This window comes from Amaricoccus sp. (genome assembly GCF_036846665.1).
Lineage (GTDB): Bacteria > Pseudomonadota > Alphaproteobacteria > Rhodobacterales > Rhodobacteraceae > Amaricoccus.
This window is the reverse complement of the sequence record NZ_DAIUBO010000097.1, coordinates 1-13,607: the sequence shown is the minus strand read 5'-3', so window position 1 is coordinate 13,607 and position 13,607 is coordinate 1. Positions and strand designations below refer to the sequence as shown.

Below are 13,607 nucleotides of genomic sequence, written 5' to 3'. Positions count from 1 at the left end.
AATATTACGCCGGCTTCGTCTTGGGGGCGCCCGGGCCCGACCGCCCCGCCCTGCCGCCGATCGCCAGCGGGGGGCGCTACGACGGGCTGCCCCGGGCGTTGGGGGGGGGGCGGGGCATCCCCGCCGTGGGCGGCATCGTGCGGCCGGAGGCCCTGCTCGCCCTGGCCGGGGGGGCGCCATGACCCTCAACCTCGGCCTTCCGTCCAAGGGACGGCTGCGCGACCAGACGGTCGAATGGTTCGCCGCACGCGGCATCGAGATCCTGCGCGACGGCAGCGGACGCGAATACCGCGCGAGCCTGCGCGGCGTCGAGGGGATCGGCCTCGTGCTGCTGGCGGCCGGGGAGATCCCGCGCGAGCTCGCCGCCGGCCGGCTGCATCTCGGCGTCACCGGCCAGGATCTGGTGCGCGAGGGCATCCCGGACTGGCCCGAGCGCCTGGCGGAACTCGCGCCCATGGGCTTCGGCTTCGCCGATCTGGTGGTGGCGGTGCCCAGGGCCTGGATCGACGTGGCCGACATGTCGGATCTCGACGGCGCCGCCGCCGATTTCCGCGAGCGCCACGGCCACCGGCTGCGGGTGGCGACCAAGTACCACCATCTCGTGCGCGCCTTCTTCCGCGAGCACGGGGTGGCGGATTACAAGCTCGTCGACAGCCAGGGCGCGACCGAGGGCAGCGTGAAGAACCTCACCGCCGAGGCGGTGGCCGACATCACCTCCAGCGGCTCGACCCTGCGCGACAACCACCTGCGCATCCTCGACGACGGGCTGATCCTGCGCAGCCAGGCGACGCTCTTCCTCTCGCACGCCGCACATTGGGATTCCAGACAGCGCACGGCCCTCTCCGCCCTCACCGGCAAACTTGGAGCGTCAATGCCGGACGGTTTTTAGATCGTAATCGTTCCGCGTGTGTAGGCGGGTCAGTTTAAGAACCTTCCCTCCCGCGTGTACTTCAGCTTGAGGTTGCTAGGAGAAGAATTCCAACCGTCATCATAGATGACGCGTCGCCAACGCTTAACGCTTCCCTTTGTCTTGGCCTGCCAGTGCCCTGGTTTCACCTTTCCTTCAAAGTGCTTCTTGTAGGAGCCGTTGGCTTTCTTGTAGTAGATGCGATGCCGTGCCCATAGCCAATCTCCCCAGCCGAACGGGGCGCAATTGGCGATATAGCTCTGACTGTATCGGCGCTTGCCGCCGAATTGCGAGGCATAGTAGGCCTTTGGTGCCAGCCCCGGCGTAGCCGCGTCGTGCCAATCCCACCAGGAATAATAGGTGCTGAAGCAGGTCTGCCCCGCACTGACTGCTGTGCTTGCGCGGAAAGCTTCGGAGCTGCTCGTTGCCTGCACGCACTCGGCGCAAATATCGCGGGCCGTCAATCGCTCGCGCAGCGTCGAATCCTCAATGGCGTCTTCAAGAAGCTCTTCGGGCACCGGTAGCCGTGCCTCTGCAACATGCAGGTACGCCTCCACTACCGATGTGAAACGATCCGCCAGGAAGGCCGGCGCGCTCAGTTCGGCGCGCCCCTCCTCAAGGAGCCCGAGGTCGCCGGTTTCGGCTTCGAAGCTGAAGATAAGGCGGTGATCGTTCGACAATTCGAAGCGCGCGATCTCGTAGGTTTCCTCCTCGATCGCATCGGACGCATGGGTTTCGGAAGGTGCAATATCCGGCTCGCTCGAGTCTTCATTGCCGCGGGCAAGCGGTGCTGAATCTTGGTGCTTCATCTTGAATCCCCATCGGATGAGCGGCGCCAATCTAGAACAGCAATGATCGTAACACGCCTACCGGCTTCAAACCAGCCAGGGGTCAGCGCGTCGCCGCGTAATGGTCGAGTCGCGCCCGCAGCGTGTCGCTGCGCCGGGTGGCGAAGAGCACGTCGTCGATGCGCGAGGTGCCGTCGCGCTCGGGCACGATCACCAGATATTCCGACCAGGACGGCGCCCCGCCGCCCGCATTGCTGCGCTTGATCTCGACCAGCGCGCCGTTGCGGGTGTCGGCGGTGCAGTTCGGCACCTCGTTGGCATAGGTCTGGAAGAGGATCCGCGCCGGCGGCAACGCGGGATTGGCCGCTGCCGCCACGATGGCGCCCGCCAGCGAGTCCGACAGGAGCGGCCGCAGCCCGACCATGTCGCCGGCCAGCGTGAGCCGGCAGAATTCGGCGCCGAGATCGTCCCAGTCGGCGGAGGATTTCCGCGTCCGCGCATCGGCACCGGCGGCCAGCGCGACCGCCAGGACCAGGATCGCGGCGAGCGGGAAACGGCCCATGGCGTCAGAGCACCCCGATGCGGGCGAGATCGACGGCGAGGGCGGGCGGCAGGTCCGAGGGCACCGAGCCCAGGAGATCCGCCGGCGCGTCCCGCGATTGCAGGTAGCGCCAGCCCTGGAAGGCGCGCCGCGGCTGCGGCGCCGTTCGCACGAGCTCGGGATCGAGCAGGAGCGCGCAGCGCCGGATCCCGTCCGCCCCGTCGCACGGCTCGAGCGCGAGGATGCGCTGGCGCGCCAGCACATGCCCCTTGATCACCCAGTAGAGCGAGCCGCCGTCGAGCAGTTCCCCGGCGCGGCGCGGCCACATGCGCGTGACGTGGCGGGGCCGCGCATCCGCCCCGGCGGCCCGTCGCGCCGCCTCCCGGCCCGCCTGCCAGGCGGCGAGCTCCTCGACGCTCTCGGTGCCGACGCAGAGCTTGAGCAGATGCAGCGTCACGGTCCGGAAATCCTCATCCCTTAGTGTCTGCGCAACGGCGCCCCACAAAATATACTGCCGGCGCCCGGGCCGCGTCAATTGACCCGAAGCCGCGCCGGGCCTATCCTCGCGCCAAGGGCTTTCCGACACAAGGCCGTACCCGATGAACAAGCCCGGCAGCGGGGAATATGCCATCGACTCCGGGAGCGAGCTGCCCTGGCAGGCGGTGAGCCTCGACGTGCTGCGGGAGAAATACGCCAAGGGGGCGGAGCGGGACCTCGACGGCGCGGAAATGGTCCGCGCCGTGCGCCGCCGGGTCGCCCGGGCGCTCGCTTCGGTCGAGGCGGAGCCGGCGCGCCACGAGACCGCCTTCCTCGAGGCGCTCGAGGCGGGCTTCATCCCCGGCGGACGGATCAATTCCGCGGCCGGGGCGGATATCCGCGACGTCACGCTGATCAACTGCTTCGTTCAACCGGTGGGTGATTCGATCTCCGATACCGTGGGCGGCAAGCCCGGCATCTACATCGCGCTGCGCGAGGCGGCGGAGACCATGCGCCGGGGCGGCGGCGTCGGCTACGACTTCTCCTCGATCCGGCCGCGCGGCGCGCGGGTGGCGGGGACCGACAGCGCCGCCTCGGGCCCGATCAGCTACATGCATGTCTTCGACCAGTCCTGCGCGACGGTCGAGAGCGCCGGCGCCCGGCGCGGCGCGCAGATGGGCGTGCTCCGATGCGACCATCCGGACGTCATGGAATTCGTCGGCGCCAAGCGCCAGGCGGGCAAGCTCAACAATTTCAACATCTCGGTCGGCGTCACCGATGCGCTGATGCGCGCCGTGGAGGCCGACGGCGGCTTCGAGCTCGTGCACGGGGCCGAGCCCGGCGCGGGCCAGGTCGCGGGCGGCGCGCATCGGCGCGAGGACGGGCTCTGGGTCTATGCCACGATCCGCGCCCGCGAACTCTGGCGCGCGATCATGCGCAACACCTACGAGGCGGCCGAGCCCGGGGTGCTCTTCCTCGACCGCATCAACGCGGAGAACAACCTCCATTATTGCGAGACGATCGAGGCGACGAACCCCTGCGGCGAGATCCCGATCCCCGACCACGGCTGCTGCTGCCTCGGCTCGATCGACCTCACCCGCTTCGTGCGCGCGCCCTTCTCGGAGGCGCCCGCCTTCGACGAGGCGGGCTTTGCCGCGACGGTGGCGACGGCGGTGCGCATGCTCGACAACGTGCTGACCGCGACGGTCTGGCCGCTGCCGCAACAGGCCGCCGAGGCGGCCAACAAGCGGCGCATCGGCCTCGGCTTCACCGGCCTCGGCGATGCGCTGATCCTGCTGGGCCTGCGCTACGACAGCCCGGCGGCGAGAGACTTCGCCGCCGCGACCACGCGGGCCATGCGCGACGCGGCCTATCGCGCCTCGATCGCGCTCGCCCGCGAGAAGGCGCCGTTCCCGCTCCTCGATGCGGAAAGGCTGCTCGACTCCGGCATGGCCCGGCGCCTGCCCGAGGACATCCGCGCGGGCATCCGCGAGCATGGCATCCGCAATTCGCACCTGCTCTCCATCGCGCCCACGGGCACGATCAGCCTCGCCTTCGCCGACAATGCCTCGAACGGCATCGAGCCGGCCTATTCCTGGCACTACACGCGCAAGAAGCGCGAGCCCGACGGCTCGATGCGCGAATACCGGGTCGAGGATCACGCCTGGCGCGTCTGGCGCGCGCGCGGCGGCAATGCCGAGGCGCTGCCGCCCGCCTTCGTGAATGCGCTCGAGATCCCCGCCCGCGAGCACATGGCGATGCAGGCGGCGATCCAGCCCTTTATCTGCGCCGCGATCTCCAAGACGGTGAACGTGCCCGAGCAATATCCCTTCGAGGATTTCGAGAGCCTCTATCTCGACGCCTGGAAGGCCGGGCTGAAGGGCATCACCACCTACCGGCCGAACAGCGTGCTCGGCAGCGTGCTCGCGCTGGAAGGCACGCCGCAGGATCTCGACCAGTCCGACCCCGACCGGCGCATCCGCATCGGCGACGCGCCGCAGGTGGCGCTCGCCGCGCTGCGCTGGCCGCACCGGCCGAAGCTGACGGCGGGCTCGCCGAGCTGGACCTACATGGTGGAGGCGCCCGGCAACCGCTTCGCGGTCTTCGTCGGCCATGTGGAGAACGGCGCCAACCAACCTTTCGAGGTCTGGGTGAACGGCGAGCGCACCCCGCGCGGCCTCGGCGCGCTGGCCAAGAACCTCAGCATGGATCTGCGCGCCCAGGACCGCGCCTGGCTGAAGCTCAAGCTCGACAGCCTCGCGCGCACGCCCGGGGCGCCCTTCCAGATGCCGATGCCGCCCGAGGGGGCGCTGATGCCGGTCGCAGGCAATGTCAGCGCCTTCGCCAAGGTCGTCGAATACCGCTGCAAGGCGCTCGGCGTCTTCGACGGGCCGGAGGGCGAGACGCCGCTGGTGGACGCGCTCTTCTCGCGCAAGGAGCCGAAATCCGGCGTCGACGGCACGATGAGCTGGACCGTCGACATCCTCAATCCCACCACCGGCGACGATTTCGCCATGTTCGTCAAGGAATGCATCCTGCCCGACGGCAGCAAGCGGCCGTTCAGCGTCTGGCTCTCGGGCGCCTATCCGATGGAATTCAACGGGCTGACCCGGTCGCTCAGCCTCGACATGCGGGTGATCGACCCGGCCTGGGTCGGCAAGAAGCTGCGCGGGCTGAAGGATCTGCCCGAGGCCCAGGGCGATTTCTTCGCCCGCGTGCCCGGATCGGAGAAGCAGGCGGTGCAACCCTCGACCGTCGCCTATGTCGCCCGCCTGCTGATCCATCGCTACACCATGCTCGGCGTGCTCGACCCCGAGGGCTATCCGCTCGGCGGCGGGACGGCGCTCTGGTCCGACGCGCCTTCGCCCGAGGCGGCGGACCGGTCGCGGGTGCGCGCCCGGACCTGCCCGGAATGCGGCCATCCTTCGCTGATCCGGCGGGACGGGTGTGACTTCTGCACCGCTTGCGGCTATTCGGGCGCATGTGGCTGATTCGGTGCACTTTCAAAGACGTTCAGAAACGCGTATATGTGCAACACTGGCCGGGGAGGAAATTCCGCAATGGTGTCCGATGCAGCGCTGGCAAAGCGTCCCAGGGCGGGGCTCGATGTCGATGCGATGGCCGAACAGGCGCGCGCGGCCTCCGACGTCCTGAAGGCGCTGGCGCATGAGGGGCGGCTGATGATCCTCTGCCATCTGGTGGCGGGCGAGAAATCGGTGAGCGAGCTCGAGGATCTCATCGGCGCCCGGCAGGCGGCCGTCTCGCAGCAGCTCGCCCGGCTGCGCCTCGAAGGGCTGGTGACGAGCCGTCGCGACGGAAAGACGATCTATTATTCGCTGGGCGATCCCAAGGTCACCGGGCTGATCGAGACGCTGCACCGGCTCTTCTGCCGCTGATCGCCGGGCACCCCGCGCGGATTGCCGCCGCTCGGCTGGCATCCGGGCGCAAGCTCAACTAGACTGCGGCCATCACCACCCGGCTCGGTGCCGCCTCGCGTGGCCCGGTGCCGGAAGTCGGCTTGGGGAAGCGTCGTCGGAACGGCGGGTCGGACCGCGTGCCACGATGCAGGGGGAGTGGCTGATGGCCAATCATGGCCAGACGGCCCGGCTGGCGGGCCGGGAGGAAGCGGAACCTTCACTGGCCGATCTCATGGATCCGGTCGCGCTGGAGGCGCGTCTGGTGGAGGCGCGTGCCCGCCGCGCCGCGGCGCTCGCCCGCCGCAAGGCCGGCGAATCGCCGGATGCGGCGGCCCGCCCCCCCGCGACCGAAGCCGCCAATCCGCGCCGCCCCCGGCTGGCGGCATCCTCCGGCGCCCGGCCGGCCGCGCCGGAGCCGGAGCCCGAGCTGGAGATTGCGGCCGCCGCCCCGCGGCGAATCAGCCGCGAGGGCATGCTCGCCGCGGTCTTCGTCGCGGGCCTTCTCGGCGGCTTCGCCCTGGTCTTCCTGGCGCCGGCGAGCCTCCGCCAGCAGATCGCGCATCTGATCGCGCCCGATTCGGCCGCCGTTCCGCCCGCCGCCGACGCCCCGGTCGCCGGCGAGGCGATCGCCTCCGGCGTCTCGCTCGCCCGCGATGCAGGCCAGCCGGTCTTTCCGGCCCGGCCGGCGGTGGTGTCCGACAACGACGGGATCCGGCCGCAATCCGTGCCGCCGGCGCCCGCGACCGAAGCGGCGCCCACGGGCTTCGCGGACTCGGCGCCCGCCGGGATCGCCGTTCCCGAGCTGACGCCGGGCCTGGAATTCGCGACCACCGCGGGCGGCGCCCGATGGATCGGACCCGCGCCCGCCGCCGGCGATGCGGCGCGTGGCGCCGGGCCGGCGGCCTTCGCCATCGCCGCAGCCGAATCGGCGCCGGCGGGCCCGGGCGCGGGCCTCTCCGCTCCCGTCCCGTCGCGCGCGCCCCAGGCCCCGCCGGCCGCGCAGGCGCCCCTGCGTCTCGAGCCGGTGCGGCTCGCCGCCGCGCTTGCGCATGTCGATCCGCCGCAGGCGCTGCCCGCCGCCGCCGCCCGCGATTCCGCGCCCGATCCGGCGGCGGAATCCGCGGCCCTGGTGGCGGCGATGGTGGCCAGCGCGCATGTGGCCCGGGCGGAGGCGCCCTTCGCCGTCTCCGCCACCCGCGGCCTCCCGGAATTCGCGCAATCGGGCCAGCTCGCCCCGGTCTCCGCCTCGCCCGGGCGGGACGATTTCGCCGGCGGCGACACGGCCTCGATCTTCGCCGATCTCGCGAAGGATTCCGACCTCGTCCTGGCCGCCTACTGGCCGCCCGGCGAGCTGATCGCCGCCGCACCCCTGCGCAAGGCGGCGCCCGTCGCCCCGCGCCGCACGACGAACGCCCAGGCGGCGGACGAGGCGACGGCCAGGCAGGTCACGCGCATCATCCTGCAGCGCCGCGTCGAGCGCATGCTGCGCGACCTCCAGTGACCGCCGGCGGGCGCGCGCCCGCGGCCCTGCGGCGCGGCGACTTGCCGCTTCCCTCCCGCGATCCTTTGCACTAAGGTCTCCGGGCTGCTGTCAGGGGTGATGGGCGCATTCGGGACGACGGAGGCCCGGAGGTGTCTTTTTGCGCATGGATATGCCCGCCCTGACCGCGAAGATGTGCTTGACGAGGACCAGCGGCGCGGAACGCGCCGCCTGGGCGGTGGGGTGGAATGAAACGGGAGATCGGCATAACCGTCTCGGCGATGATGATCGCCGTGGGGCTCGGCAGTCCCGTGGCCGCGGAACCGCCGACGCTGGACCAGCTCACCGAGATCGCGGGACTGCTCGCGGACAACGACATCGCGGCATTGCGCGCCTTCCTGCTCCAGCATCCGGAACTGCTCGAAGGCGACGCGACCCTCGCGGGCCTGCTGCGGGATTTCATGGACAGCTCCGGCGACATGACGACCTTCCTCGCCTTCGAACCCGACCTGCGCGACGCGTTGGGGCAGAGCGGCGTGACCGATGGCCCGCCGGTTTCGCGCGGCGCCAACGATCCCGTCGTCGAGACGCTCTATTGATGCCCCGCGCCGCCTCAGCCACGCCGGCGGGCAGCTAGCGCGTCCGGCGGGCCGATGGACTCCTCCGACCCGACCGCGCCGGCGACCGATCCGGGCCGCATCCCCTTCCGCGGTGCCCCGCCCGCGCGGCACCGCCTCGCCCTGGTGGTCGACCCGCGCTTCCCCGGCGGCACCGCCGCCGCGGTGGCGGCGGAGGTCCGCGCGCTCGCGGGCCGGGTCGACCTGCGGCTCTTCGCGCTCGAGACGGCGATGTTCAAGGGGCGGCGCCTGAACCCGGTGCTGGAGGCCGCGCTCGAGGATGCCGGCCTCGCGCCGATCTGGGGCGCCCCGGTCATCCATGCCGATACGGTGGTCTTCCACAACCCCTCCTGCCTGCGGTTCGACGCCGTGCTCGAGCCGCGGATCAGCTGCACCACCGCCCTGGTGGTGACGCACGAGAACTTCCTGCGCCCCGACGGATCCGAGGGCTTCGACGTCGCCGGCTGCCTGGAGATGATCGAGGCGGCGCTGGTCTGCGGCCGGCGCCACCTCGCGCCGATCTCGGGCAACAACCGCGCTTGCGTGCTCGACTGGCTGGAGGCCAGCGGCAGCGACTGGACGGTCACCGATTTCGACTGGTTCAACATCTGCGACTTCGAGCTCGTCCCGCCCGTGGCCGCGCCGCGGGACCGGCGCGGCCGGCATTCCCGCCCGGGCTTCGAGAAATTCCCCCCGATCGAGACGATGCTCGCGCATTTCCCGGCCCATGCCGCCGCCAGCACCATCCTCGGCGGCGACATCCTGCTCGCGGATGCCGAGGCGCCGCCGCCGCGGCACTGGACGATCCGGCGCTTCGGCGAGACGGATGTGGCGAGCTTCCTGCGCGAGCTGGACTTCTTCGTCTATTTCACCAATCCGCGCTGGCGCGAGAGCTTCGGCCGGGTGATCGCCGAGGCGATCGCGGCGGGCAAGCTGGTCATCACCGATCCCGCCACCGCCCGGACCTTCGGCGAGGCGGTCGTGGCCTCGGACGGCAGCGACGTGGATGGCATCATCGCGGAATTCGTCGCCGATCCCGACCGTTACCGGGATTTCGTGATCCGGGCTCAGAAGGCCCTGACCCGCTTCTCGCCCGAGGCCTTCGCGAGCCAGGTCCTGGCCCGGGTCGCCGCAACGACGGAGGCGCCGGCCGATGCTCTGCTGTGAAACCGGCGGCACCTCCGCGCAGGACGTCGAGGATCTCGCGGTCTTCGTCAGCCAGCTCGACGCGCTGGGGCTGCCGGCCCGCGTCCATGTGCTCTCCGTGCCCGAGGGGCTCAATCGCAACCTGCAGTTCGATCTCGCGCCCTATCTCTTCGACGGCGCGCTGGCGGCGGGGGACCGCGTGGTCGTGGTCGGCGCGCAGCGGCTGACGGATCAGACGCTGCTCCGCCTGCGCCGGATCGCGGGGTCCGGCGGCCGCGATTGCCTCGCCTTCGGCACCTTCCGCACCCGCCAGGCGATGCTCGGCGCGAAGGCCAAGCTCTCCTATGTGCTCGGATGCGAGCCCCGCATCGTCGATGTCACCGAGGATGCGTCCGAGGAGGTCGACGAGAACCGCGCCTGTCCGGTCTTCGGCGTGGCACGCCGTGCCGGGCCCGAGCGGTTGCCGCATGTGCTCCTGGTCGAGCCCGATCTGGCGGATCGCGCCCAGGCCGCGGCGCTCGGCGCGCTCGCGCTCTCGCGCCAGTTCCGCAGCTCGGTTCTCACCGACGGCAAGTCCAAGCACGACTGGATCGCCCGCCACGGGCGCGAGATCGACTTCTACCATTACGGCGAGACGCTGCCCGCTGCGCTCGCGGCGCGCGTCGACGTGCTGGTGAGCTTCGTGCCTCTCCAGAAGAACTACCGCCTGCAAAGCCTCGTGGCCAATCTGGTCGCCTCCGGCGGCGCGCTGATCGATTCGACGCCCGCCCATGCCATCGCACGGGCGGGGGACGCCTTCGTGCGCGGCCCGCTCGACCTGGGCGGGCTGGTGCCTTTCCTCACGGCCGAGATCCTGCCCAATCTCAGCGGGATCGCCGCGCATGTTCGCGCGTCCCGCGTGGCGGCGGGCCTCGGCCCGGACCGGGTCCTCGCCGCGATCGCGCCGGAGCCGGCGCGGGCCGGGACGACGCCCCGGCAAGGGCCGGCGCGGCTGGTCTTCATGCCGACCAACGGGGTAGGGCTCGGCCATGCCAAGCGCTGCGCCCTGGTCGCGGCCGAGATGGACCGCTCGCGCGTCGAGCCGGTCTTCGCGGCCTTCCCGAGCTGCACCCGGCTCCTGAAATCCCGCGGCTTCGACGTCATGCCGCTGGTCGCCCGCAGCCCCGACCATGCCCAGTCCCACGAGAACGACCTCGCCAATTACCTGCGGCTCCGGGCGCTGACCGCCACGGCGGAGACGCTCGTCTTCGACGGCGGCTATGTCTTCGACTCGGTCTATCGCTCGATCCTCGAGCGCGGCCTGAAGGGGGTCTGGATCCGCCGCGGCCTCTGGCAGGCGGCCCAGGACAATTCCGTGGCGCTCGACCGCGAGAAGGCCTTCGACCGGGTCATCGTGCCGCGGGAGGCCTTCGGCGATCTCAATGCCGTTTACTCGCATGGCGATCATGTCCGCAGCGTCGGGCCGATCGTGCAGCGCGCCAGGCTCGCGCCGGAAGAGCGCGCGGCGATGCGCTCAGATCTCGCCGCGCGCTTCGGCATCGACTTCGACCGGCTGGTACTCACCCAGCTCGGCGCCGGGGTCGCCGCGGACCGCAGCGCGCAGATCCAGGCGCTCTGCGGCGCCATGGCGCGGCGGCGCGACCTGCTGCATCTCATCGTGGTCTGGCCGACCGCCTCGCTGCAGCCGGCCTGGCTCGGCTGGCCGAATTCGCGGGTGGTCCGCACGCAGCATGCGGGGACGCTGGCGCTGGCCGCCGATCTCTGCGTCACCGCCGCCGGCTACAATTCCTTCCACGAGGTGCTCTACAACCGCATCCCCGCGCTCTTCATTCCCCAGACCGGCGCCTTCATGGACGACCAGGCGGCGCGCGCCCGGGCCGCCAGGGAACGCGGCCTCGCGGCCATGGTCGAGCCCCACGAGCTGATGCGGCTGGAGCGGGAGCTCGGCGGCTTTCTCGACGGCGAGCGGGGCCGCGCCATCCGCGAGCGCATCGCCGGGATCGAGCTGCCCGAGCCCGGGAACGTGGAAGCCGCGAGATTGATCGAGGAGGTCGGCAATGGAATCGCGATGGAATGCAATCCTGTCGCGGATCGTCCCGCAGGACGCCGCTGACATCGACGACATCGTCGGGCCGTTCGATCGCTGCCGGACCGGGGCGGGGGCGGAGATCTTCCCCGAGATTCCCTCGGTGCTGATGCCGCATTGCGCCATGAAGCGCCGCGACGCGGTCTGCATCGGCCTGCGCGCCGGGGAGGAGCTCACTGACGCGGCCGATCGCGCGATCCGGCTCGCGGCCTTCGCGATCGAGCGCGACGCCGAGGTGGTGGTCTTCGCCCATTCCGACACCAGCGGGCTGGAGCGCTTCGGCTTCCGGGTCGAACGCATCGCCGGCGACACCGAAGCGGCCCGCCGCACCTGCGAGGATCAGCTGCGCCGCTTCTGGAACATCGATCTGGTGCTCTGATCGGCGGCGCCGCGTCAGGCGCGCTGGTCGCGCGTCACCTTTCCCGCCGGCCGCGACCCTGCCGTGCCCGCGGCGGTATAGGTGCGCAGCTCCCGGCGCGACGTCTCGATCCTCTCCACCTGATCGGAGGCGGCCTTGACCCCGGCAAGGCTCGCCAGAAGCAGGCGGCTGTTGCGTTCCGCCTTGGCCTTGAGCGTCGCCACGAATTCCGCGGGGAGCTCCTTCTGCACCGAGAGAATGTCCGCGATCGCCCGCTCGCGGCGATCGACCAGCGTCCGCAGCGACGACAGCGGGCCGTTCAGGATCACCTTCCGCTCGAGATCCAGCAGGCGCAGGATGCGCGAGCATCGTGTCGACGTCAGGAATTGTGCGATCATCGCGTCTACCTCTGCTTCAGGATCTCGAAAATCCGCTCGGCGAGCCCGATGCCGCCGCGCGCGGCCATCAGGCGGGCGTATTCCTCGGTGAGAAAACCCGAGAAGGCCTCCTCCCCGGCGCCGCCGCCGAAGCCGTCGGGCTGGCTGTTCATGCCGGTATATTTCAGCATCTCGGCGAGAAAGGCCGCCTCGAAGGCCTCCGCGGCGGCGCGGGCGGCGGTCTCGGCCGGCGGCGTCCTTCCGTCGCGCGGCGGGCCGGAGGGGGCGGAGATCGGCGGAATATCCATCGGTCACGACTCCTCGGCGCGGGGAAACCGGCGGCATTCATGCATGGGCAAAGTAAAGGAATCGTAAGGCTTTCGCGCGAAGACACCGGCCATGACCCCGCGCGACGGAGCCGCAATGCACCTTCCCGATCTCATCCCCACGGGCCGCCGCCCGCAGCCGGCGACCCAAGAGGAGGCGGCGCCGGCCCGTGCCGATCCCGAGGCCCGGGGCAGGGAGAAGCCGAAATCGCGGGAGGCCGAATTCGGCCAGTTGCTCGAAGCCGCCACCCTCGCCGCCGCACCGCCCCCCGCCCGGAATCCTGAGGCCGCGCCGGCGCCCGCCGCGGCGGCCGAGGCCATCCAGGCCGCCCCCGATCTGCCCGAAATCGCGCCCGGGACCGAAGCCGCCGCCGCCCCCGAGGCCGCGGAACCGGCGCCGCCGCCCGTCCCGCAGGCGCACGTCACCGAACCCGCGCCGTCGGAGGTCGCAGCCGAGGCTGCGGCCGCGGCGCAATCCGACGCCCCGGACGTCGCGGCGCGAGCACCGCTGCCGGCCATGACCGCGCCGGGGGAGCCCGCAAATCCGGAAGCCGCGCGCGAGGGCGACGGCACAATCCCACCCGCCTCCGCGATGCGCGACCCGGCTCCGCCCGCGGCCGCGGCCGCGAAGACGCCTCCCACCCTCTCCGCCGCGGTCGCGACGCCGGCCACGCGCCCCGCCGCTTCGGCGGGGACGCCGCCTCCCGCCGCGCGCGACGCCGAGGGTGCGCCGGAGCGCATCGAGGGCGCCGACGCGTCCCGGGCCCCGGCGCCGGTCGCCGGCGAGGCCCGCCCGGCCGCTCCGGCCACCGCCCCGGTCGTCACCGCCGCTACCCCGGCCGGCACCGCCCCGGCGGCCCCCGCGCCCCTGGCCGATTTCCGCGGCACCGGCTGGCATCTGGTGGCCGATCCCGCCGCGCCCCATGCGACCCATCCCGAAGCGGTGCAGCGCGCCGCGGTCTCGCCGCATCATCTCGCCGGGCAGGTCACGCTCGCCGTCGCCTCGGCCTCCGAGGGCACCGTCGAGATCCGCCTCGACCCGCCGGAACTCGGCCGGGTGCAGATCCGCCTCGAGCCATCAGACACCG

Annotated in this window: 13 protein-coding genes and 2 pseudogenes; 10 read left to right on the top strand and 5 right to left on the bottom strand. The window is 71.5% G+C overall.

Annotated features, from left to right (window positions below):
- Both V7050_RS11030 and hisG read left to right on the top strand, forming a co-directional pair.
- Positions 1-182: pseudogene (locus V7050_RS11030) on the top strand (ATP phosphoribosyltransferase regulatory subunit); the annotation flags it as partial.
- On the top strand, positions 179-889 hold the full coding sequence (gene hisG, locus V7050_RS11025) for an ATP phosphoribosyltransferase (RefSeq protein ID WP_324367494.1): 711 nt from the start codon (positions 179-181) through the stop codon (positions 887-889). The pseudogene V7050_RS11030 and the gene hisG, both read left to right, overlap by 4 nt.
- A 29-nt stretch (positions 890-918) precedes the next feature.
- On the opposite strand, the gene V7050_RS11020 is transcribed toward hisG, so the two are convergent.
- From V7050_RS11020 to V7050_RS11010, 3 genes are all read right to left on the bottom strand, one after another.
- A complete protein-coding gene (locus tag V7050_RS11020; RefSeq protein ID WP_324367491.1) occupies positions 919-1,716 on the bottom strand; it encodes a hypothetical protein in 798 nt (265 codons plus the stop codon).
- An 82-nt stretch (positions 1,717-1,798) separates the two neighbouring features.
- On the bottom strand, positions 1,799-2,257 hold the full coding sequence (locus V7050_RS11015) for a hypothetical protein (RefSeq protein ID WP_324367489.1): 459 nt from the start codon (positions 2,255-2,257) through the stop codon (positions 1,799-1,801).
- A gap of 4 nt (positions 2,258-2,261) precedes the next feature.
- Complete coding sequence (locus V7050_RS11010) at positions 2,262-2,693, bottom strand: DUF1489 family protein (RefSeq protein WP_324367487.1); 432 nt, start codon at positions 2,691-2,693, stop codon at positions 2,262-2,264.
- Between the two features lie 142 nt (positions 2,694-2,835).
- Here V7050_RS11010 and V7050_RS11005 point away from each other — a divergent pair, with 142 nt between their 5' ends.
- The 7 genes from V7050_RS11005 (at position 2,836) to V7050_RS10975 (ending at position 11,837) form a co-directional block, all read left to right on the top strand.
- Positions 2,836-5,703 (top strand): adenosylcobalamin-dependent ribonucleoside-diphosphate reductase, encoded by a 2,868-nt coding sequence (locus tag V7050_RS11005; RefSeq protein ID WP_324367485.1) that lies wholly within the window; start codon positions 2,836-2,838, stop codon positions 5,701-5,703.
- A gap of 69 nt (positions 5,704-5,772) precedes the next feature.
- On the top strand, positions 5,773-6,108 hold the full coding sequence (locus V7050_RS11000) for an ArsR/SmtB family transcription factor (protein ID WP_324367482.1): 336 nt from the start codon (positions 5,773-5,775) through the stop codon (positions 6,106-6,108).
- A gap of 184 nt (positions 6,109-6,292) precedes the next feature.
- On the top strand, positions 6,293-7,630 hold the full coding sequence (locus tag V7050_RS10995; protein ID WP_324367480.1) for a hypothetical protein: 1,338 nt from the start codon (positions 6,293-6,295) through the stop codon (positions 7,628-7,630).
- 227 nt (positions 7,631-7,857) lie between these two features.
- Positions 7,858-8,208, top strand: a complete 351-nt coding sequence (locus tag V7050_RS10990) for a hypothetical protein (RefSeq protein WP_324367478.1) — start codon at positions 7,858-7,860, stop codon at positions 8,206-8,208.
- 54 nt (positions 8,209-8,262) lie between these two features.
- Positions 8,263-9,393, top strand: a complete 1,131-nt coding sequence (locus V7050_RS10985; protein WP_324367476.1) for a glycosyltransferase — start codon at positions 8,263-8,265, stop codon at positions 9,391-9,393.
- On the top strand, positions 9,380-11,485 hold the full coding sequence (locus V7050_RS10980; RefSeq protein ID WP_324374755.1) for a glycosyltransferase: 2,106 nt from the start codon (positions 9,380-9,382) through the stop codon (positions 11,483-11,485). The genes V7050_RS10985 and V7050_RS10980 overlap by 14 nt, the downstream gene beginning before the upstream one ends.
- Positions 11,430-11,837 (top strand): hypothetical protein, encoded by a 408-nt coding sequence (locus tag V7050_RS10975; protein WP_324370504.1) that lies wholly within the window; start codon positions 11,430-11,432, stop codon positions 11,835-11,837. The genes V7050_RS10980 and V7050_RS10975 overlap by 56 nt, the downstream gene beginning before the upstream one ends.
- Before the next feature lie 14 nt (positions 11,838-11,851).
- On the opposite strand, the gene V7050_RS10970 is transcribed toward V7050_RS10975, so the two are convergent.
- Positions 11,852-12,214: a hypothetical protein gene (locus V7050_RS10970; protein ID WP_324370506.1), complete on the bottom strand. Its 363-nt coding sequence runs from the start codon at positions 12,212-12,214 to the stop codon at positions 11,852-11,854.
- Positions 12,215-12,219: 5 nt separating this feature from the next.
- Complete coding sequence (locus tag V7050_RS10965; RefSeq protein WP_324370508.1) at positions 12,220-12,501, bottom strand: rod-binding protein; 282 nt, start codon at positions 12,499-12,501, stop codon at positions 12,220-12,222.
- A 115-nt stretch (positions 12,502-12,616) separates the two neighbouring features.
- Here V7050_RS10965 and V7050_RS10960 point away from each other — a divergent pair.
- A pseudogene (locus V7050_RS10960) lies at positions 12,617-13,607 on the top strand (hypothetical protein); the annotation flags it as partial.